32 protein-coding genes are annotated in these 21538 nt (G+C 33.1%); 16 read left to right on the forward strand and 16 right to left on the reverse strand.

Annotation, left to right across the window (positions count from 1 at the left end):
- Positions 1-149: 149 nt before the first annotated feature.
- Complete coding sequence (locus tag FC97_RS01370) at positions 150-980, forward strand: aldo/keto reductase (protein ID WP_054643377.1); 831 nt, start codon at positions 150-152, stop codon at positions 978-980.
- Between the two features lie 188 nt (positions 981-1168).
- Complete coding sequence (locus FC97_RS01375; RefSeq protein WP_054643378.1) at positions 1169-2941, forward strand: oleate hydratase; 1773 nt, start codon at positions 1169-1171, stop codon at positions 2939-2941.
- A 45-nt stretch (positions 2942-2986) separates the two neighbouring features.
- Here FC97_RS01375 and FC97_RS01380 read toward each other — a convergent pair whose 3' ends face one another.
- The 5 genes from FC97_RS01380 to FC97_RS13870 form a co-directional block, all read right to left on the reverse strand.
- Positions 2987-3616, reverse strand: a complete 630-nt coding sequence (locus tag FC97_RS01380; RefSeq protein ID WP_056967674.1) for an NUDIX hydrolase N-terminal domain-containing protein — start codon at positions 3614-3616, stop codon at positions 2987-2989.
- A 47-nt stretch (positions 3617-3663) separates the two neighbouring features.
- Positions 3664-4491 carry a helix-turn-helix domain-containing protein gene (locus FC97_RS01385; protein ID WP_054643379.1) on the reverse strand — a complete coding sequence of 276 codons (828 nt, stop codon included), beginning with the start codon at positions 4489-4491 and terminating at the stop codon, positions 3664-3666.
- Between the two features lie 109 nt (positions 4492-4600).
- Entirely contained in the window at positions 4601-4777 is a 177-nt protein-coding gene (locus FC97_RS13330; protein WP_156314098.1) for a hypothetical protein, read from the reverse strand.
- 82 nt (positions 4778-4859) lie between these two features.
- Entirely contained in the window at positions 4860-5189 is a 330-nt protein-coding gene (locus FC97_RS13865) for a DUF4260 family protein (protein WP_082397569.1), read from the reverse strand.
- Complete coding sequence (locus tag FC97_RS13870; RefSeq protein WP_082397570.1) at positions 5186-5524, reverse strand: YrdB family protein; 339 nt, start codon at positions 5522-5524, stop codon at positions 5186-5188. Before FC97_RS13870 ends, FC97_RS13865 begins: the two co-directional genes overlap by 4 nt.
- A gap of 88 nt (positions 5525-5612) precedes the next feature.
- Between FC97_RS13870 and FC97_RS01390 the strand changes: the two genes are divergently transcribed.
- Entirely contained in the window at positions 5613-6008 is a 396-nt protein-coding gene (locus FC97_RS01390) for a MerR family transcriptional regulator (RefSeq protein WP_054643380.1), read from the forward strand.
- 42 nt (positions 6009-6050) lie between these two features.
- Positions 6051-6683, forward strand: coding sequence for an SAP domain-containing protein (locus tag FC97_RS01395; RefSeq protein WP_054643381.1), 633 nt, complete (start codon positions 6051-6053; stop codon positions 6681-6683).
- Here the strand turns inward: FC97_RS01395 and nfsA are convergent.
- From nfsA to FC97_RS13555, 10 genes are all read right to left on the reverse strand, one after another.
- A complete protein-coding gene (gene nfsA, locus FC97_RS01400; protein ID WP_054643382.1) occupies positions 6680-7417 on the reverse strand; it encodes an oxygen-insensitive NADPH nitroreductase in 738 nt (245 codons plus the stop codon). The two genes, FC97_RS01395 and nfsA, sit on opposite strands and share 4 nt — an antisense overlap.
- Complete coding sequence (locus FC97_RS01405; protein WP_054643383.1) at positions 7401-7793, reverse strand: nuclear transport factor 2 family protein; 393 nt, start codon at positions 7791-7793, stop codon at positions 7401-7403. Before FC97_RS01405 ends, nfsA begins: the two co-directional genes overlap by 17 nt.
- Before the next feature lie 175 nt (positions 7794-7968).
- Complete coding sequence (locus FC97_RS01410) at positions 7969-9417, reverse strand: catalase (RefSeq protein ID WP_054643384.1); 1449 nt, start codon at positions 9415-9417, stop codon at positions 7969-7971.
- Positions 9418-9622: 205 nt separating this feature from the next.
- Positions 9623-9979 (reverse strand): MmcQ/YjbR family DNA-binding protein, encoded by a 357-nt coding sequence (locus tag FC97_RS01415; protein WP_054643385.1) that lies wholly within the window; start codon positions 9977-9979, stop codon positions 9623-9625.
- On the reverse strand, positions 9979-11265 hold the full coding sequence (locus FC97_RS01420) for a replication-associated recombination protein A (RefSeq protein WP_056967676.1): 1287 nt from the start codon (positions 11263-11265) through the stop codon (positions 9979-9981). The genes FC97_RS01415 and FC97_RS01420 overlap by 1 nt, the downstream gene beginning before the upstream one ends.
- 213 nt (positions 11266-11478) lie before the next feature.
- A complete protein-coding gene (locus tag FC97_RS01425) occupies positions 11479-12189 on the reverse strand; it encodes a hypothetical protein (RefSeq protein ID WP_054643386.1) in 711 nt (236 codons plus the stop codon).
- 293 nt (positions 12190-12482) lie between these two features.
- Positions 12483-13613 (reverse strand): tyrosine-type recombinase/integrase, encoded by a 1131-nt coding sequence (locus FC97_RS01430; protein WP_054643387.1) that lies wholly within the window; start codon positions 13611-13613, stop codon positions 12483-12485.
- A 131-nt stretch (positions 13614-13744) separates the two neighbouring features.
- Positions 13745-14293 (reverse strand): DUF5067 domain-containing protein, encoded by a 549-nt coding sequence (locus FC97_RS01435; protein WP_054643388.1) that lies wholly within the window; start codon positions 14291-14293, stop codon positions 13745-13747.
- Positions 14294-14333: 40 nt separating this feature from the next.
- Positions 14334-14792 (reverse strand): ImmA/IrrE family metallo-endopeptidase, encoded by a 459-nt coding sequence (locus tag FC97_RS01440; protein WP_054643389.1) that lies wholly within the window; start codon positions 14790-14792, stop codon positions 14334-14336.
- A 4-nt stretch (positions 14793-14796) separates the two neighbouring features.
- Positions 14797-15129 (reverse strand): helix-turn-helix domain-containing protein, encoded by a 333-nt coding sequence (locus FC97_RS13555; protein WP_054643390.1) that lies wholly within the window; start codon positions 15127-15129, stop codon positions 14797-14799.
- Between the two features lie 267 nt (positions 15130-15396).
- On the opposite strand from FC97_RS13555, the gene FC97_RS01450 reads away from it, so the two are divergent.
- Positions 15397-15618 carry a hypothetical protein gene (locus tag FC97_RS01450; protein WP_025024565.1) on the forward strand — a complete coding sequence of 74 codons (222 nt, stop codon included), beginning with the start codon at positions 15397-15399 and terminating at the stop codon, positions 15616-15618.
- Positions 15619-15656: 38 nt separating this feature from the next.
- On the opposite strand, the gene FC97_RS01455 is transcribed toward FC97_RS01450, so the two are convergent.
- Positions 15657-15851: a hypothetical protein gene (locus FC97_RS01455; RefSeq protein WP_054643391.1), complete on the reverse strand. Its 195-nt coding sequence runs from the start codon at positions 15849-15851 to the stop codon at positions 15657-15659.
- A gap of 63 nt (positions 15852-15914) precedes the next feature.
- Between FC97_RS01455 and FC97_RS01460 the strand changes: the two genes are divergently transcribed.
- From FC97_RS01460 to FC97_RS01500, 11 genes are all read left to right on the forward strand, one after another.
- Positions 15915-16238, forward strand: a complete 324-nt coding sequence (locus FC97_RS01460) for a DUF771 domain-containing protein (RefSeq protein ID WP_054643392.1) — start codon at positions 15915-15917, stop codon at positions 16236-16238.
- A 5-nt stretch (positions 16239-16243) separates the two neighbouring features.
- Positions 16244-16399: a hypothetical protein gene (locus tag FC97_RS13335; protein ID WP_156314099.1), complete on the forward strand. Its 156-nt coding sequence runs from the start codon at positions 16244-16246 to the stop codon at positions 16397-16399.
- A gap of 82 nt (positions 16400-16481) precedes the next feature.
- Entirely contained in the window at positions 16482-16784 is a 303-nt protein-coding gene (locus FC97_RS01465; protein ID WP_056967678.1) for a hypothetical protein, read from the forward strand.
- Positions 16765-17013: a hypothetical protein gene (locus tag FC97_RS01470; RefSeq protein ID WP_054643393.1), complete on the forward strand. Its 249-nt coding sequence runs from the start codon at positions 16765-16767 to the stop codon at positions 17011-17013. Before FC97_RS01465 ends, FC97_RS01470 begins: the two co-directional genes overlap by 20 nt.
- Entirely contained in the window at positions 17010-17510 is a 501-nt protein-coding gene (locus FC97_RS01475) for an HNH endonuclease (RefSeq protein ID WP_054643394.1), read from the forward strand. The genes FC97_RS01470 and FC97_RS01475 overlap by 4 nt, the downstream gene beginning before the upstream one ends.
- Positions 17511-17586: 76 nt before the next feature.
- Entirely contained in the window at positions 17587-18753 is a 1167-nt protein-coding gene (locus tag FC97_RS01480) for an SNF2-related protein (RefSeq protein ID WP_234030747.1), read from the forward strand.
- Positions 18750-18974, forward strand: a complete 225-nt coding sequence (locus FC97_RS01485; protein WP_054643395.1) for a hypothetical protein — start codon at positions 18750-18752, stop codon at positions 18972-18974. The genes FC97_RS01480 and FC97_RS01485 overlap by 4 nt, the downstream gene beginning before the upstream one ends.
- On the forward strand, positions 18971-19288 hold the full coding sequence (locus FC97_RS01490; RefSeq protein WP_054643396.1) for a hypothetical protein: 318 nt from the start codon (positions 18971-18973) through the stop codon (positions 19286-19288). The genes FC97_RS01485 and FC97_RS01490 overlap by 4 nt, the downstream gene beginning before the upstream one ends.
- Positions 19285-19623, forward strand: coding sequence for a hypothetical protein (locus FC97_RS01495; RefSeq protein ID WP_199800797.1), 339 nt, complete (start codon positions 19285-19287; stop codon positions 19621-19623). Before FC97_RS01490 ends, FC97_RS01495 begins: the two co-directional genes overlap by 4 nt.
- Entirely contained in the window at positions 19620-19757 is a 138-nt protein-coding gene (locus tag FC97_RS13340) for a hypothetical protein (protein ID WP_156314101.1), read from the forward strand. Before FC97_RS01495 ends, FC97_RS13340 begins: the two co-directional genes overlap by 4 nt.
- Positions 19754-21535, forward strand: a complete 1782-nt coding sequence (locus tag FC97_RS01500) for an AAA family ATPase (protein WP_056967681.1) — start codon at positions 19754-19756, stop codon at positions 21533-21535. The genes FC97_RS13340 and FC97_RS01500 overlap by 4 nt, the downstream gene beginning before the upstream one ends.
- Positions 21536-21538 lie beyond the last annotated feature (3 nt).

A 21538-nucleotide genomic window follows, 5' to 3' on the forward strand; every position in this document is an offset into this window, starting at 1 on the left:
TTCGCACAAAACTGTTTCATACATTCCAAAGATTTCTATGGAATGGTTTCTGGTCTTACATCTTTGATGTAGGGCCTTTTTTTATGCAATAAATCAATTGTTTGATTGGTTAAAAAGAGTTACGTTAATATTGATTTATAAAGGAGTGAATGTTGATGTACAAATTAAACGATGGAAAAGTAATACCTGAGATAGGTTTTGGAACTTACAAATTGAATGGACGTAAAGGTGTTCAGAGTATTGTTGCCGCAATCAATAACGGTTATCGGATGTTAGACACAGCTTACAATTATGAAAATGAGGGTGCTGTAGGTCGTGCTATTTCTGAAAGTGGCATTGATCGTGATAAATTGGTTGTGACTTCTAAATTACCTGGTAGATATTATGCTTATGATGATGCAATCGCCGCCTTGCAAGAATCTCTTTACCGAGCACATTTAGATTATTTTGATCTTTATTTGTTACATTGGCCTAATCCTAAACGTGGGATGTATGTTGAAGCTTGGCAAGCTTTAATTGATGCACAAAAGTTCGGCCTAGTTAAATCAATTGGTGTATGTAATTTCTTGCCCGAACATTTGAATAAATTAAAAGAAGAGACGGGCATTTTACCAACTATTAATCAAATTGAATTGCATCCGTACTTTAATCAAGCCGATATGCGTAAATTTGATGAAGATAATGGGATTGTCACGATGGATTGGAGTCCACTTGGCCGTGCCAGTTCAGTGTTGAAGGATCCAGTTTTGATTGAGTTAAGTAAGAAATATAATAAGTCAGTTGGCCAAATTATTTTGCGATGGGAACATCAATTAGGAACTGTGCCAATTCCTAAGTCATCATCTCCAATTAGACAAGTAGAAAATATGAGTATTTTTGATTTTGAAATATCAAATACTGATATGGATAAAATTAATTCATTGACTAAACCGGATGGACGTAACAAAGACCAAGATCCCGCTGTTTATGAAGAATTTTAAAATGAGAGTGATGTTTGAGATTATCTCAAATACCACTCTTTTTTTATATTGTCTCATTTTTTAGGAAATAAAGAATTCAAAAAATAATATTATTTTGGAATATCTATTGAATTTTATAAATATAAGAACTATATTCTAGCTGTAAACGATTTCAACTAAGAAAGCTAATAATTCAAGAGGTGGTTCTTATGTATAGAAGTAACGGAAATTATGAGGCATTTGCTAGACCAATGAAACCAGCTGGTGTTGATGACAAATCAGCATACATTGTTGGTTCTGGATTAGCTGGTTTGGCAGCTGCGTCATTCCTCGTACGTGATGGTCAAATGAAAGGCGACAAGATTCATGTCTTAGAAGAACTCGCTCTACCTGGTGGTAGTATGGATGGTATTTGGAATGAACAAAAAGGTTATATCATCCGTGGTGGTAGAGAGATGGAACCTCATTTCGAAACACTTTGGGATTTGTTCAGATCAATTCCATCATTGGAAAATCCTGATGCTTCTGTTTTAGATGAATTTTATTGGTTGAATAAAGAAGATCCTAGTTTCTCACATGGCAGAGTTATCCAAGAGCAAGGTAAAGAATTGCCAACTGAGGGAGATTTAACATTAACACCAAAGGCAGTTCAAGAATTACTCGATTTAGTTATGACACCTGAAAAAGATTTGGGTGACAAGAAGATCAACGAGGTCTTCTCAGAGGACTTTTTGAATTCTAACTTCTGGCTCTATTGGTCAACAATGTTTGCTTTCGAACCTTGGGCTAGTGCTATGGAAATGAGACGTTACCTGATGCGCTTCTGTCATCATATCGATTCACTTTCAAATCTTTCATCATTGAGATTCACTAAATACAATCAATATGAATCATTAATTCAACCTTTGATTAAGTTCTTGGAGAGTAAAGGTGTTCAATTCACATACAATACTCATGTAAATAATATTAAAGTTGATACATCAAATGGGTCTAAAGTGGCTAAAGAAATTGACCTTACAACTGATGGCAAAGATAGCACAATCAATTTGACAGAAAATGATTTAGTCTTTGTAACAAATGGTTCAATTACTGAGAGCACAACTTATGGTGACAAGACTCATCCAGCACCAACTGAACACGAATTGGGTAGCAGTTGGCAGTTATGGGAAAACTTAGCTAAACAGGATGAAGCTTTTGGTCATCCAGACAAATTCTGTAAGAATATCCCTGAAGCAAACTGGACTGTTTCTGGAACAATCACTTTAACTGATGATGAAGTAACGCCATATATTGAAAAAATCAGTAAGAAAGATCCACATAGTGGTTCAATCGTAACTAGTGGACCAGTAAGTATCAAGGATTCCAATTGGTTATATGGATACTCCATCAGTCGTCAAAAACACTTTAAGAGACAAAAGGATAATGAATTGGTTGTCTGGGTTTATGGACTATTCTCAGATAAACCAGGTAACTTCGTAAATAAGAAGATCACGGAATGTACTGGTGATGAATTATGTGAAGAGTGGCTCTATCATATCGGTGTTCCAACTGATAAGATCAAGGATATTGCTGAAAATCATGCAAGTACTATTCCAGCACATATGCCATATATTACTTCATACTTCATGCCAAGAAAGCTTGGAGATCGTCCACTAGTTGTTCCAGAAGGATCAAAGAACTTAGCCTTCATCGGTAACTTTGCAGAAACAGATCGTGATACAGTCTTCACAACAGAATATTCAGTTAGAACAGCCATGGAAGCTGTCTACACTTTGTTGAATGTTGATCGTGGTGTTCCTGAGGTCTTTGGTTCAGCGTATGATGTACGTACATTAATGCGTGCTATCTACTATCTAGATGGTAAGAAGAAACTTGAAGATATTAAATTGCCATTTAAGGAACGCTTGGTAGAGAAGAAAGTTATGGAGAAGATTCATGGAACTTATATTGAAGAATTATTGAAAGATGCACATCTTCTATAATATGAAGAAAAGCAGCTCAATTCGCAATTGAATTGAGCTGCTTTTTTAGTCGAAATAAGTTTGCCAATCTTTAGAATGATGGCATTTAAAAGCCATTTTGAAATCTTCAGGGAGATTACGTTCTAGTGAAAGATTCAAGTTCAAAGCTTCATCGAGCGTAAAGTATTTAACATCAGAAGTTTCAACACCACTATGGATATCGTCTTCAGTTGGAGTACATTCGAAGAACAGTTTGTAAATGTAACTGAGATTCTTCTTAGGATAATGGTTCTTTTGCATATCTTTGATAGCAATTAAACGGAGCGGTTTAGTGTGAATACCAGCTTCTTCAAAAGTTTCTTTGGTGGCAATTTCACCGGCAGAGTAACCGATGTCAGCCCAACCTCCGGGAATGGACCATTGACCAGAACTCTTTTCACGAACCAAAAGGATCTTATCGTCTTTAAAAGTGGTGGCACGGACATCAACCTTAGGTGTGACATAACCAGTATCTGCATCGAAAAAGATATTCAGATTTTCAGGTGTCGCATTATGTGTTAATTGTGCTGTTAATTTTTTAGCGACATCCTCAAGCTGCTGATAACGTTCTAAATCAAAAACATCTTTACCATAATGTTTACCTGATTGAGCGATTGCTTGAAGCTTTTCAAGTAATAATTCAATATCATCATCCATCTTTTTATACCTTCCTTTTAAAGAAAGTATAACATTTATAGATGTTTTTAATTAACCTTGGCGTAAGGACGTTCATGAATGAAATCATTGAAAATATCGTGTTTTTTAATGTTTTCTAGTTTATGATATCTAGTTTGAACTTTCTCTGTGATATGAGCCATCAAATAGATACTGTCTAATAACATAAAGTGGGAATTGTTTTGGCGAGTAAAGTTGATACCTTTTTCGACCATTTCAATAGCTTGATCGTATTTGTTAAGGGCAAGATAGGAAAGGGCAGCAACAAAATAAATTATATTGAGATTTTCATCGTAAGTGATTATATTGAGATCCCTTTGAGCTAATTCAATTTGTCTGTTAGCGGATATGCGCAGTCCTTGTTTAGCATAAACATAAGCCAAGGTGATATTGCAGATACGAGTTAAGGTAGTTTGCTTACGGCTGTGACCAGCACTGGCTAGGGATAGTTTTAAGAGCTCTTTAGAGCTGTCAAAATTGTGTTCTAAATGTAGATCACATACAGCTAAATAGAAATAATAGGCTTGCGTCTGTTTCCCCGTTTGAACCGATTCAATAACAGTAGGACGATTCAGATAAGTCTTGAGTAGTTGATAGTTTCTACTATTATACAGTGAACGAACCTTTTGATTGAAATAACGATCTTTACAGATATTAAAATTCTGTGCTAGAAGTAAATCGTCAAAATTAATCGATAGCCTTTGACACAAGTTGATTAAGAGCTGTGTGTTAGGAATGTATTTGTTGTGTTCAATTTCAGAAAGGGTAGATTGAGAACAAATATTTTCAGCTGTTTCCAGTTGCGAAAGTTGTCGACGCTGACGAGTTTCTTTTAATATGTCCCCTAAATTGTCCATATATTAACACCTACTTGTTTTAATTAATAATCTATAAGTAAATGATATAAAAGTAGTGTGTATTTTCTGTTCAATTATTGTAAAGTTTTGTAAATGTGTATGTAAATTTTCAAGAAAAATTATGTTTATTAATTAAATTAGGTTGAATGGGGCGTTGATTTTTATCAGAATCAACTTGGTAATTGATAATCATATTAACTGAGTCTGTCGTTAGGATATTGATAATGGCGTTCCTCATAATGAATAATTCGTAACCACGAAAAGTTTTGTCCTCAATAGGTGCCATGATTAATTACCTCCAGTCTCTTATCTTTAGAATAATATATTGTAAATCTGTAAAGATCGAGTGGAGTAATAATTTGCTTTAACTAGTTTAATTGTCTATTTTTGTTACGAGGAAATAGATTCCAACCAAGAATACGATCAATGTAAATGTGCAGATACCAGATGATAATTAGACTTATTAGATAGTGATTGTTAATACTGAATATTAAGATAATTGTTGGAAAAACTAGAGTATGTGTTAAATTGTACGAGAGTTCGCCGATCCTTTCCGAAAAAATGAAGCCTAATCCAGAAATATCAGGTAGTAAATAGAATATTAATAGATTGAACCATGATCCGTATGAAGGGTAAATCATTAATAATAGTAAAATGAAAGTTATATTTTCTAAACGATAGTAAATTATTTTTCTCATGATAATGTCCTCTGTACATGAATCATTACACTATTAAGAAATGTGATTAATAAATAAATTAATCCGGCCACTATAGATAATTTGGATACTATTAGATAGGTACAAGTGCCGAAAACTATTAGCTCAATAAAAACTCGCGAGATTGTAGAACCTTGTCTTGGAGAATGGGGTGCCACGAATAATCCCCATAATAATATGAAAATTGTTGGTAAAATTATTCCAATTAAAATATTTAAGGGCAATGAATATTTTGTTAGGCCGATAGTGACGATAAGGATTGCAGTTGCCATTTCGGTTAAAAATCTAATTGGAGCGTTGAATGTAAATAAACTCATTTGATATTACCTGGTTTCTTTATTGATTAATCAGACAGTATCATGGGGCTTAACCCCCAAGTCAATCAGTATGTTTGGAGGATCTGATATGAACGTTGCAGAATTTTGTGAAAAAGTTGGTACCACTAGAGATACGTTGAGATTGTATGATCAAATAGGTTTGTTGAAACCTAAGAGAAATCATAATAATTATCGAAATTTTAGTGTTGAAGATCAAAAAGCTTTTGCGATTATCCGTAATTTACAGAGGGCTAGTTTAACTTTGGAAGAAATAAAAATAGTTTTAGAATTGCGAGATAAACCGATCACAGATGATTGCCATACTAATACTCAAAAATTTCTTAAGAATAAAAGAAATGAATTTCAAAAGAAACGTGATTTCTATGAGCAACTGTTAGTTGTGACTGATGAAATGAGTAATGCTTTAGACGACTCGCAAACTGATATGGAGCAGTTCATTGAGAAGTTTGGTGAAATTGAATAAAAAAAATACCACGAGATTCGTGATATTTAGTGGGAGACTATGATGGTTGATAGACCATGTTTTTCTAAAAAATTATCGGTGGAAGATTTTAAAAGATTTTATTGGTACAAAACAGAGCTAGCACAAATCTGTAAAGATAACCAGTTGCCTAGTTATGGAACTAAAGCTGAATTAAATCAATATATTATTCAGTATTTGAGTGGCATACCACAATCGCAAATAAAAACTGTGAGGACTAGTACCCACATCTCTCCATTGAAGACTGAACGAATTAATCCGCAGACTAAATTATTGGCTTCAGGATTCAAATTGAATGCAGAAGCTAGAAAATTTTTCGCCGATTATTTTCAAATGAGCAAATTCAGTTTTAAAAAATCTATGGCGATTAAAATGCGCCAAGTTCAAAGTGACCAGGATACTTCAGCCACGGTTCAGGATTTAATTGATGCCTATCAGAATAAAACTTTGGCTGACAATGATGAAGAGCACACTTATCAATGGAATAATTTTGTAAAAGATTTTAATCATGATGAACGTTCAAAAAATTATTCGCAAAAAATGAAGGTTGCGGCTATCATTTGGTCTAAAGTTCGTGATGGTCAAACAGATAAGACTTATCGTTCACAACTAATTGATCAGTATCAAAGCAAAATTGAAAAGTATCGAAAAATTTAAGCTAACGAGAAGCCTTGTTCTTTAAGAAAATTGGCTACTTCTGGACGTCTAACTTGTTTGAAAATTGCTAAGTTTTTTTCAGACCAGTTAGTGTCAGAAGAATTAGTTTTACGATTAGCATAATATTCGTGAACATCTTGATCATAAGTTGTTAAATCAGTGAATTTTTGATTGTCATAAGTGTTGGTAGCGACTTGATTAGCCCGTGGTAAACGTGGCTTATGTTGATTTTTAGTTGCGGGAACACCGACTGTCATACCAAAGACGGGAACGGTGAATTTTGGCAGATTCAATAATTCGGCGACACGTTTGATGTTGTTACGAAGACTACCGATATAGCAGATGCCTAAACCCATTGATTCAGCGGCAACAGCCATGTTTTGAGCGGCGATAGTTGTATCGACGACACTAACAATCAATGATTCCATATTCTTTAGACTATCTAAATTTTGATTATGTGATTTTAGAATACTAGCTTGACGGTTTAAATCGGCTACGAAAACATAAAATGTATCAGCCTTTTTAACATGTGGGGAGCTAATGGTAATATCAGCTAACTCATTTCTAAGTTTCTGATCAGTTATTTCAATGATAGAAAAAGCTTGCACGAACTCAGATGTAGAACCACTTTGAGCCGCAGCTAATAGTGATTGTTTTTGATCGGTGGTGATGGCTTGATCTTTAAATTCACGTACGGAAACGTGTTCGGTCATATTCTTAATTGTTGAATTCATTTTTACCCTCTTTTTTGAATGGACGAAAAGTTTCATGCTTGGATTGATATTCGGCAACATCAATAATTTTATTATCTTTAAATTGAATTATTGAGGCACCGTCGAAGTCATATTCAGTATGCTCAACAGCATGAAAATACCATAACACTGTATAAGTGTTTTTGTCTGTTGGGAGGATTTTATCAATTCGCCAGTTCAAAACTTTTTGACGATTCATCATATTGTCAATAAACTGATGCAATTCGTCCAAGCCAATATATATGGGACCGTAACATTCACGATAAATGATTTTTTCATCGAAGTAGGTATCTAAATCTGAAAAATCACGTGTTGTCCAGGATTGAAAATATTTTTTGATGATAGCTGTATTATCCATAAAATTCTCCGTTAATTTTTTACAAGTTAACTTTCATTATAGAAATCTTTAGTAGCCTTTTCTAGTACAAATGACAGTATTATCAGGGAATTGGTCAATATAATTGAGGATATTCAAATAAGCACTAGTAATAATCTTTTGAGAGATCATTGCTAGTGCTTATTTTCGTAAAATTTTATTTTATATCATTCTCTGATAAATTTAATTCGTGAGCTACTCTTAAACCATATTCTTTATCAGCGGCGTAAAATTGTTTAGTTTCTAAAATTTGAATTTCTTTGTCGTCAAAACTTCCGAGTCCAGAAACAATATTTTCAATTAGTCTATCTTTTTCATCGGATGTCAATAGACGATAGAGGTCACCTGCTTGGGTCGTGTAGTCGACCTTGTATTCATAAGGAGTATTAGCAGCTTTACCCTCTACATCAAATTTAGCAATACTTTTATCAATTTGTTCCTTAGGACCATTTTCTGAGTTGGGTTCGTAATTCACATCACCATCGGGATTTTGTGTTTGCATAAATCCGTCACGAGCGTAATTGTGTACGGGAACTATGGGCTTATTTACAGGTAGTTGTTCATAATTAGCCCCTAAACGGTATCTTTCAGCATCTTTGTAGCCAAACAATCTACCTTGCAGAAGTTTATCAGGAGAAGCTTCAATTCCGGGTACGAAATTGGCAGGTGAGAAAGCAGATTCTTCAACATCTTGGAAATAATTATCAGGATTTTCATTTAGAGTAAATTTACCAATTTTAATTAGAGGGTAATCTTTTTGAGATACAACTTTAGTAACATCAAAAATATCCCATTTATAATTTAATCCTTCTTCGTAAGGAATTAATTGCACGTAGACGGTCCAAGAAGGGTAGTCTTTTTTCTCAATGGCGTCGAACAACTCATCTTGTAAGTAATCTGTATTCTCGCCAGATAACTTTTCAGCCAGATCATTGGATAAGTTCTTAACACCTTGATCTGTTTTGAAATGGTATTTGACCCAGAATTGTTCACCTTTTTCGTTAACCCATTTGAATGTATGAGAACCATAGCCTTCCATTGTTCGATAAGATGCGGGGATTCCACGGTCTGACATTAGGATAGTTACTTGATGGAGAGATTCAGGTGAATGGGCCCAAAAATCCCACTGCATTTTCTGACTTCTTCGATTAGTACGAGGGTCACGTTTTTGTGAATGTATGAAATCAGGAAACTTTAAAGGATCGTTAACAAAAAATACTGGTGTATTGTTACCAACAATATCGTAATTACCTTCTTGAGTGTAAAATCTCAAGGCAAAGCCACGAACATCCCGAACAGTATCAGGATAACCTTTTTCTCCAGCAACTTGAGAAAATCTGATAAAAATTGGTGTCTTCTTATTAACACCGTTGAATAAGTCAGCCTTAGTATACTGACTCATATCTTTAGTCAATTCAAAATAGCCCTTGGCACCGGCACCTTTAGCGTGGACGACTCTTTCAGGGATTCGCTCACGATTAAAATGTGCGAGTTTTTCAAGGAGAGCATAATCTTGAATTAAAACTGGTCCTCTAGTACCAGCAGTTAAGGAATGTTGATTGTCAGCCCAAGGTTGACCTGATTCAGTGGTAAGTTTTTCGATCATATTCTTATCTCCATTATTTTTCAAGAAAGAGGCTATTAAATGTCTCATTACAATTTGGATTGATTCAAATTGTGGTTTTATACTAAGAAAAAAGTACATAATAGTCAATTATTATGTACTTTTGTTGAAGAATATGAGCTTTTAGAGGTTCTAGAGCGATCTATGATGATTGAAAAGAATAATAATCCTTATTTATTCAAATAAATTAATTAGTTAAAGAATAGCTTTCTTTTAATAAATTGATTATTTGTTTCCATTCAACTGTGCCATCTAAAATAATGGAAATCCAATGTTCCTTATTCATGTGGTAGGCAGGCAAATAACCAGAGGCATTTCTTAGAATAGAATTCATTTCAGGATTAATTTTCACATCAAGTAAGTCAACGTTACCCGTATCATCCAGGCCTAATTTACTTTTTTCGACGGGCATGATTAAACCAAACCATTTACCACTGTCTTTGTGACGGAGTACTTGATAGTCGGGAAATTTCTTGAATGGTTTGTCTATGTTGGTGTCTTTTGATTTGTTAGCATATTCAATTAATTGATATGTAAGTTCCATTATTGTTGTCCTTTATTTGAATCGGGGTCTTTGTAATCTTCCTGATAAATATAGTGATGCAGTTTCAAATATTGCTCTCCCAATTTTTTCTCGTTGTTATTGTCCTTAGGATAATAGTAACGACGTCCCTTTAAACCCTTTGGCATATAGTTTTGTTGGGCAAGTTGGTGCGGTGATGCAAAGGGAGAGTCTATTAAACCTCCACCAGTAATTTCTTCGGAATGTTTGTAATGCATGTCTCGCAAACCTTTAGGCATAGGGTGTTCGTTGGGATGTTCAGTATCTTGATCTAATTTTTCCCAAGTTTCATCAAACGATCCTGATTTAGGGGAGATACACATAAGCATCGTGGCAAACATCAGTGGGTACTTAGCCTTTGGCATTCCAATTTTTTCAGCTTGATTAGCGGCCACAACGATTTGAGTAACTTGTTGAGGGTTAGCCAATCCAATATAAGTGTATGGAATTTCACGTAATCTGCGCACGACTGATGGTAAATCGTTGTTTTTCAGTAATACTGCTAAATAATATAACGCCGCATCCGTATCAGAACCGGCCATGGAATCAGAATAGGCAGAAAGGTAATCATAATGCTTAGTGGCTTTTTTGTCGTAATTGAAATGTTGCTGCTGAGCAAATTTTTTCACGTTTTCGACAGTGATTTTATCAGGATTAATTGCATGAATCGTTTCTAAAGTATTCAGAGCAATTCTCAAGTCACCATCAGCAGAAATAGCGATTAGTTTCAAAGAATCAGTTTCGACTTGTTCGTCAGTTAATTTATAGATTTCAGTCACAGCACGTTTCAACATAGTTTCGATATCCGTGTCACTAAGTGATTTGAATTCAAAAATCTGACTTCGAGAACGGATGGCGGGCACGATTGACATAATTGGATTCTCAGTTGTAGATCCGATTAGCATAATATGACCATTTTCCAAATAAGGTAGTAGAAAATCTTGCAAAGTCTTGGTCATACGATGGATTTCGTCTATCAGTAAGACAAATGAATTGTCAGGATATTTATCAATTTGTTTAGTCAATTTGGCTTTGTTATCAGTAGAAGCATTGAACGATTCGAAAGGATAATTGTATTGTTTAGCAATAATTTTGGCTAAGGTAGTTTTACCCGTGCCAGGTGGTCCCCAGAGTAACAGTGGGATGTTGACGTGTTGATCAATGATTTGTCTTAATGGTTGACCAGATTTCAAAAGTTCCTGTTGTCCAACCATTTCATCTAAAGTTTGTGGCCGCATTAAATCGGCTAGTGGTGTTTTGAATGACAATGTTTTGTTCCTTTCTTATTAATATTTTGACAAAGTACTTTATGCTAACAGCATATCATTAACTTATTGATAAACTTTGTTATAACTCTCGTAAATAGTAACGACGATTTAGAAGATATTAATTTTATAAATTATGATATTCGAACAGATAAAAAAAAGAGGATTTAATATGGATTTTTTAATCCGTATTAGATCTTCCTTTCTATTACAAAACTATTTTACCGAATTCTTTTTATAGATATCAACCCGATTCAAAAAGATAGGGTTACCGGCTCGATCCATTAATATATCTTGTGCAAAATGACCAGGCAAGGGACCTTGAATTATTGGTTTACTGTTAAGTTCTATATCCGTTAAGCTAACATAATCCTTTTTATATTTTTTTGATTGACGAATCATAATTTTGATTTTGATTGATTTAAGCAAGGTTAATCTTCTTTGAGTATTATAAAAGTTAATTAGTTCGGGATCTTTTTTTAAAAGATCTATATAAAATTTGTTATTGAAACTATCTTTATAGTATATAAAAGAAGTTATTGATTTATCAGGCCTTATGGAGTTTCTGTCTATAATATTATTCAGAGCATCATGTATTGTAATTTCAACAGTTTGTTTTTCTTTTAAATTAAATATCGGTTGGGAAATATATATGTTTTTTTTGTTTTTTATCTTTAAAAAAACAAGCCCCCACATAATAGTACCTTTACCATCATTTAGGAGGGTGGTTTTAAATTGAAAATAATTATGTCCATTGTTTGAGATAATTGTAGGCGTTTTATCATTGAATATAAGATTTGGCAAAGAGTTATTATATGTTTTTTTACTAGTTTGGTACGCCAAAAAAGCAATAATAATAGTTGCAAGCGAAGCGATTAATGATATTAAATTGTGATAATTATTGATGAAATTAGAAATATAACTCATATAAAAATTCTTTCTGTAATATTTAGTAATAAAAAAAGAACATCGATCAAGTCGATGTTCAAGTGCCGTGCAAGCTCATATATTTCTTCGTGATTCACCCATGGCTCCAGTTTGTCGTAAATAAGTGATAATCAATGAAGAACTAAAAATTAAAATGTTGTTTTAACAAGGTTTTGACAACCTATAACAACTTGTAAAATTCATTATCACCCGTATGGGAATATATAGGCGACCTAAAAGACTGGTATCACTGACTTTCTAACTTGTTTGTGCCCTATTTGTGCCCCAAAATATTATCCTAAGTTTTCATCTAATATTTGGTTAGTTTTTTCTTCTTGTTCTTTCTTACCATTTTGAAGAAGGTGAGCATAAGTGCTTAAAGTTATAGCTATATTCTTGTGACCTAATCTTTGAGAGACATAAGCTATATCTACGCCGTGAGAAATCAGAATTGATGCGTGTGTATGTCGTAATCCATGGAAAGTGATAATAGGGAATATCTCCAGTTTTTTTAATTTATCCGATAAAGCCTGATTGGCAGCACTATCAGAAATGATATTAAAATTAGAATTTTTGAATACTAGATTCTGTTCGTCTCTGTATCCCTTTTTTAAAAATAGCTCTTGTTGTTCTTTTTTTAGTTGTTTAAGTATTGTTATGAGTGAATTTGAAATAGCAATTTCACGATCAGAAGTTTCAGTTTTTACCTTTTTGAAATCCTGAACTTTTGAATAATCAAATCCATGTTTAATATAAACAGTTTTCTTTTTAAAATGAACATCATCCCATGTCAATCCAGAAACTTCACCAATACGACATCCAGTCATTAATGAAAATATTATCTCATAATTAACCATCTTATTCATTGAAGCATGTTTTAAACAATCTGATTTTAAGGCTTTAGCATCATCTTCATTGATGTATTTTGCTTCCTCAGATTTACTTGCTTTTTGACTTGCTATAGTAACGCCGTGAGTAAAGTCAGTATAAATAATACGTTCTTGAATAGCATCTTGAACAATTGCCCGAATTCTACTATTTAATTTAGATATGCTCTCTTTGACATGAGTTTTACCATACGTGTTAAGCATCTTTTGATATTCCATTTTGGTAACATCTTTTAATTTTGTATCTTTAAAATGATTTTCAATTTCAACGGGTATTAAAGAATATATATAATAGCTATGCTCAGTAATATTTCCTTTTTTATAAGTTTCTATCCATTCTTTTGAATAAGCTACAAATGAAACATTTTCTTTTTTTGAAATGCCTGACTGAAGGTGTTTCGTCTCTACATCAATACCTGCTATTTTAGCTTCTTTTGAAGTGGAAAATCCAGATTTAGATATTGATTTACGTTTACCTTCAGAATCATAGTATTTGACTCTATACGTCCAAGTTTTGCCACGTTTATATACTTCCATGAGTATTCCTCCAGTATGGTATACTAAAGGAGCTAAATGGGGGATTTTTAGCCCGTTTAGAAATGCTTTCTTATTAAGTCATATTCCATCTACTTTGGTCGGTGTAGGAATATGGCTTTTTTATTTTGTCTTTAATTTAACTTGTATGTCATTGATCCAAGACTTTTACCAGTAACAATATTTTCAGCAGTTAATTTAACCGGTGTGGTTGTATCATCTAATTCATATGAAACAGCCATTTCAACGGTTCCACCAACTTTAATTTCTTCAGATTGTGAATCTAAAAATCTATCATCAGGAAGTGAACCAACATCCAATTCATTGACTGAATCTTTATTATTATCCTGAATTGCTTTGAAAATACTTATCCAAGCCCCGTTTGGATCTAAGTCTTTAGCTTTCTTATTATGAACTTTGAACCAAAATGCCAATACAGGTTTTTCACCATATTCGTTTCCAGTTTCGCCAACTTGGATTACTTTTGTTTGAGTAATATCAATATCGTAATCCTTGGTTACTAACTTATTATCCTTGAAATAAGTTGATGCTTTCTTTTTAACCTTCACGGTTTTATCAGCTGTATCAGATTTTGAAGACGATTCGTTGCCACCGGAACAAGCTACCAATGTTGAAGCTAAAAGAATAGTTAATCCCGTTAATGCTAAACTTTTGGTTTTCATTTTCTTTTCCCCCGAAACAAATTTCAGCTTTTAAAGTCAGTCAGATTTTGGACATAGAAAGACCGTTATTTAAATTGAATTTATAGCCCTTATACGTGAAGTCAATTCCACGTTTAATACGATAAGTGTCAATGGCTTTCCACATATATGATTCAGACACTTCAAAGAAGTCTGACATTTCCCAAGGTGTTCGAATGTCTGCCTTATAACAAGCTATGATGCTATCTAAATCAATAATTAGATGTGAGCCGTATATTCTGGCTTGTTTCTCTTGTCTGATATCACTAATAGTTTTATAGCCGGTAATGTTACCAGCGGTTGTTTTAACATGTCCTATTTCTTCAACAACATTTTGAAGTTGATTGATTCGATCATAATGATTATTAATAAAAACAGTATTACCAATAGTTAAAGCCCCAAGACAGTTTGGCATGTCATTTTTATAAATAAAGTTAATATTTGATTCATATTTATTGATTACTCTTTCAAGTCTATTCATCCAATCAGTCTTTCTTATTATCTTTAGTAATAAAGTCTATATATTCAGTTATCTTTTCTAGTTGTTCGGGAGTTACATTGTCATCAATATGAGCTGCTATAGTTTCAACATTGTTATCTTTTTTTATTTTTGATTCATCATGATCGTTCACATGCCCCAAAATTAAATAATCAGGAGTAGTACCAAGATATTTAGCCACACGAACTAATTTATCTGTAGGTGCGCTATCTTTCCATTTACGTAAACTACCATTACTAAATCCTAAATCCATTTCAATTTGATGAATAGAAATTTTTTTCAGTTTAGCTATGTGCTGAATATGTTGATATACCGTCATTTTCTTGCATCCATTTCTAAGTGTAATCTAAATATAGACCATAAATCTAAAACAAACCATTGACTTATAGACTACAGGTCTATATAATTGCACTTGTAAGTTGATTGAGAGTATTAAAAAACCTATCGTAATTCCTAATGTATTAGCTTTGGCGGGCGAATAAAGGAATAACGGTGTTCTTTAATATGCTTTCATTATAGACTATCAGTCTATTTTTGCAAGAGATATGTCGACCAACTTACTAAATTATATAAGGTGGTGAATGTATTGATTTATGAAACAATTCAAAACATTGCTAAGAAGAAGAATATTCCAATTAGAAAAATCGAAACTGATTTGGGATTTAGCAATGGAACCATTAGAAAATGGGACACGTCACAAACTATTTCTATTAAGAGAGTGAAAGCAGTTGCCAATTATTTGAAGGTTGATCCATACACACTTCTATTAGTTGGTATTGATATGAATCAAATTAAGGTGGGTGATTAAAAAAAAACACCCTACCTTAAAAGTAGGATGTTGAATTCCTAAAAATGATAGTTATTAACTTCATGATAAAAATTTTTGTACATATCCATATAATTTTTAACACTTTGTTTTGGACCATCATCTTCATACGCTTTGCAGTTAACACTCCAATCTCTTTCGAGCCATGCAATTGTCAAATCATGAGCGATTTGTTCGTTTGATGGATGTGGAGCATTAGGATTTGTTCTATCCAAAAAAATCATCTCCAATATATCTGATTTAACTAAATTATAACATTTGAGAAAGGAGTTTAAATTATGCCACAGACAATTAAGGCTGAAGTAATTATGGAAGTCCCATCTGATCAAGTAATAATTACTAAAACAGAATTTAATGAGTATCAAGAATTAAAAGATGATGGTAAATGGTGGACTTCCAAAGATGTTGAAAAACGCTACAACCACAAAATGGATTGGTTCAAACAAAAAATCTTATATGTTCCAAAGTTTAAAAAAATTTTAGATTCCAAGAATGGTGGGTCTGTTCACTATTCCGATACTGATGATGGAAGATATTGGAGCTTTGAACCAAAACGATTCAAAAAATTTATGGAAGATAATTTTGCTGAAATTAATGGGTGATGAAGATGATAGGATGGACAATTTTAGTTTCAATTGTAAGTTCAGTTACAACTTACTTATTTATGAAATATAAAACGTTGGAAAATATCATTTTGAATCTAACTGACTTTACTCAAGAAGATATTCAAAGAATGAAAGGTTGGTTCAGATGGAAGTTTTAAAAGGAATTGCACTCTTAATAATTACAGTTTCTGTTTCAGCATTGACGATTAAATTTATTAACAGTAATCGGAGGTAATAAATTTGGCAGCATACGATTTATACAAAATGACTTCAGATGTTAAATATCCCCCGGAGTGGGTTCAGTTAAGACGAGAAATCGAAGAATGGTCAAGAAATTATGAATCACCATTCAATGAAATTCCTTGTATGACTTCTAATTATCAATCTTTAAAAAATGCAATTTATATACCAATTAAATTGGCTTTAGGACTTAAAACCATTAATGACATTGAAACATGGCAAGTTCCTAAAGCAAGAAGAATATTTTATGAAATTCGTGAAATATGTGAAGGAGTTGATCCAGATGATATATCAAAATACTGACATTCCTAAAATCAATAAGGCGTTAGATCGTTATACGAAAATTTGTAAACAAATTGGTTCAATTGATTACCAAATTGAGTACTCATTATCTAAATATTGTTTAGAACCGGGTAATTCTAAATTAGAAGAACACATTTTGGAATTAAAGCAATATCGAACAGTTTTAGAGAATCAAAAATTCCAAGCTGAAGATAAAATCTATAAAGCTTTTGACGAGCAATATTCATGAAAGAAATTAAAGGATTTGAAAAATTATATGCGGTTACTAAAGATGGACGAGTTTACTCACTGATAACTACATCAAGTAGAAGAAAGGGTTTATTAAAAACGTATAAAGACGGCGGTTATTTAAAAGTGAACCTTTACGATAAAAACGGTAAATGTTCTAAAAAGTTTGTTCATAGATTAGTAGCACAAACATATTTGAATAATCCAAGTCGATTACAAATTGTTAATCATTTAGACGGTGACAAAGAAAACAATTCCATTGAAAATCTTGAATGGACTACTCAAAAGAAAAATATTAATCACTCATTTATTCATGGTTTAGAACATAGATCTGTAGCTACTCAAATTGATAATACTATCTATCCAAATATGAAAATAGCTAGTTTAACAATAGGTTTTAAGTCATTTCGTATTGCATATGAACGAAGAAAACGAGGGAATGAATTTTACTTAGGAAAACATTCAATAAAGTGTGGTGATGCAATTGTCCAACATTAAGTTATTCAAACATCAAGAAGATGTATTAAATCAGACCGAACCATATAACAGAGTAGCTTATTACTTGGATATGTGAATGGGTTTAGGAAAAACTTTTGTTGGTTCTGAAAAATTATGGGAACTGAATACACCGTTTAATTTGGTGATTTGTCAGAAATCAAAAATTAATGACTGGATTGACCATTTCAATGAATACTATTCAGATGATTATCAAGTTATTAGATATTCAAAACAACCAATTAGCACTATACCGACTGATTCAATCTTGGTAGTTAACTATGAAACAGCTTGGAGAAGACCTGAATTATTAAAACTAAGGAACTTTACCTTGATGTTAGATGAATCATCCAAAATCAAAAATGAACGCTCTAATCAATCTAAATTCATTCTTAAATTGAAACCTGAAAATGTCATTTTATTATCAGGTACACCGACCGGCGGAAAGTATGAAGAACTTTGGAGCCAACTTCATTTGTTGGGATGGAATATCAAGAAGAAAGTATTTCTAAATCAATACACAGTTCAAAAATGGGATGACATCATGGGTCATTTCAAGATAGTTGGATATCAGCATACCGACCGATTAATAAAGAAACTACATCAGCATGGTGCAGTGTTTATGAAATCCAACGAAGTATTCGATTTACCAAAACAAAACGAGATTTATATTAAGTGCAAAACTACCACGGATTACAAGACTTTTGCGAGAGATCATTACGCAGTTGTGAAGGATAAAGAAATTGTTGGTGATACAGTAGCTACCGCCAAATTATATTTACGTCAATTTGCAGGGATGTGGAATAAACATAAATTGGGCCAAGTTGAAGATTTAATTTCTAGTACCAACGATCGTTTGATTATTTTTTATAATTTCAAAGCCGAATATGAAGAATTGTTAAAGATATGTCAAAAACTAAATAAACCAGTTTCAACCATGAACGGTTCTTTAAAAGATATGGATGCTTATGAGAACGAAAGCAACAGTGTTTCTTTAATTCAGTATCAGGCGGGTGCCATGGGTTTAAATCTTCAAAAGGCTAATAAGATTATTTATTTCACACTCACAGACAAATCAGAACTATTTGAGCAATCCAAAAAGCGAATACACCGAATCGGTCAGAACCGACCATGTTTCTACTACTATTTACTGACTGATGGAAGCGTTGAGTGGAGAATGCTTGAAGTTTTGAAAATGCGTAAAGACTATACGGACAAATTATTTGAAAAGGAATGGAGCCAATGAATGAACAAGTTGAAACTAACAAAGTTCTTAATGAAGTTCTTAATGAAGTTCTTGGTTCAGCAGAAAACGAGAATGATTTTAATTTAAGGTTTCTTTACATTCAATTAATGATTGCTTCAATCAAGAAAAATCCAAAAATTAAAATTTATCGTGCTCATCAAGATGCACAAGAAATTTTTACTTTAATTAGTTCAGAAATTAAAAAGGAGAACGAACTATGAACGAATTAACGAAGTTTGAACAAGCTAATTTACCTTTAATTACAGGTTACATTGCTTTGAAGAAAACTATTGATGAATATTCAATGGAAAAAAAGAAGCTCGAAAATGAACTTAAAGAACAGATGGAAAAATATGACGTTAAATCTATTGATAACAATGTTTTGAAAGCCACATTAGTAGCTAGTTCAGAATCCAAAAGCGTTGATCTAAAAGAATTTAAAAAGAATGAACCAGATGAGTATTTAGCCTTAATGGCTGACTATCCAAAGAAAACAGTACGTAAACCATCATTAAGAATCACGGTGAAGAAATGAAATTATCTGAAGGTGAGTTTCAAAAGAAGGTTATTAAATATCTTAAAGATAATGATGTTTGGTTTGTTAAGTACTGGGGTGGGTCCAAATTTACTAAAGAAGGTGTTCCGGATATCCTAGCGTGCATTAATGGCGAATTTCATGGAATAGAACTTAAATCGGATGGAACAAGTTATAACGAAACAGTTTTGCAAGCCAGAAGTTTGGCTAGTATTAATGCTAATGGCGGTTCTGGATATGTTTTAAGACCTACTAAAACACCTAACCCAAAACATCCAGAATTTGATTACTATTGCTTGAATTTTGATCAATGGAAGGAACGGTGGTTTGAATGAATAAACGTCAAAAAAAGAAGCAACGTAAAAAGGCTATTTTGGAACTTCAAAAGAAGGTTGATGCACTTGCTAAAGATATGAATGACTTTATTGGTAAATTACCTGAACCATTTAAATGGGGTGATGATGATTGACAAGATACAGCTATTCAAGGGTAGATTTGTGGCATAAATGCCCATATCACTACAAAGCACGCTACATAGATAAGTTGATTGAGATACCCAAATTGGATGCTAACAGCCCTTTAATTTTAGGTCATGCACTTCATAAGGGACTGGAATCCGGTGAGAAAGCAATGGAACAAGATTACTTTGATTCTTATCCATTGATCACTAATGACCAGGTAAACGAGATGATGAAATTACAAATCTTGTTGCCAAAAGTTAACGATATTTTGGATAACTTTAAAGATTGTAAGTTTCAACATGAATATCCAATCATCACTAAAGACTTCATTGGATTTGCTGATTTAATAATTACTGCACCTGATGGAACATCAACTGTTATTGATTTTAAATATTCTAACCATGTTGAAAATTATTTGGAATCAGGTCAGCTTCACTTGTATAAGTATTATCTGGAAAAATTAGGATTCAATATCAAACATCTTGGATATATCTTCATTCCTAAAACTGGAATTAAACAGAAACAAACAGAAAGTTTATATCAATTTAGAAAAAGGTTAACCGAAGAAGTATCTAAGTCAAAACCAGAACTAGTACCAATTAAATATGATGATATGAACGTTTTATATTTTCAAAACACAATTAAAGAAATTGAAGCAGCTACTGAATATCCAAAGAATGTTGATCACTGTTTTAGCTGCATGCCAAGATTTGCACCAAATTATTTGAACGCTATTCAAGATGAAAAAGGAGAAATTTTAATGCAATTACCTAAAAATGTACGTAGAAAAAAACAAATGGATTTGAAACCGGACATCTGGTTATACGCCGATAGTTATGTTGGTAAAACAACTTTCATGGATCAGTTTGATGATGTTTTAATGCTAAATACTGATGGTAATACCGACAATATTACAAGTCCAGTTTTGCCAATCCAAGATGAGGTAAAGAAAGAAGGAAGAATGACTAAACGTAAGTTAGCTTGGGAAACATTCCTTGAAGTCGTTCAAACACTCGAAGTTAGCAATACAGAACACTATCAAACAATTGTTATTGATTTGATGGAAGATTTACGTGAAGCATGTCGTACTTATATCATGGATAAATTTAACTGGGAACATGAATCTGATGGTAACTATGGTAAAGGTTGGTCAATGGTCACAAAAGAATTTGATAATGCCATCAAGCGCCTTAAAGCCGTTGGACTTCAAATTGTTTATATCAGTCGTGAACTTAGAAACGATATTACTTTAAGAAATGGATCAGTAAGAACAACTTTCCAACCAAATATTGATTCAAAAACTGCTAACTTCCTAACGGGTACCGTTGATATTACAATGCGTGCTTATGTTAACGATAGTGATGAACATCTATTGATGCTACAGAAACAACCAAATATCTTTGGTGGTGGAAGATTTAATTTCAAAGTTAAAGAAGTACCACTTGAAAAGGATGCTTTTATTGAAGCACTCAAAGATGCACAACCTAAAGATGCTGAAAGACCTAAGACTAAACCCGAACAAAAACCGCTCCAGGAACAACCCGAATCAGCAGAAGACACGAACGAAGAAGATGAACCTGAAAAACCAACTAGAAGACGTAGAACCAAGAAAACTGAAGAGCCTACTGAAGAGGAAAAACCAAAACGCAAACGCCGTTCACGTAAAGCAGAATCAGAACCTGAAGATGAAATGACACCCCCTGGTGAAGATGATGAACCAGAAACAACCGAAGAAGCACCTAAACCACGTCGCAGACGTAGAAGAACTGCAAGAAAGGAAGATTAATTT

This window comes from Companilactobacillus kimchii DSM 13961 = JCM 10707 (assembly GCF_001435445.1).
Lineage (GTDB): Bacteria > Bacillota > Bacilli > Lactobacillales > Lactobacillaceae > Companilactobacillus > Companilactobacillus kimchii.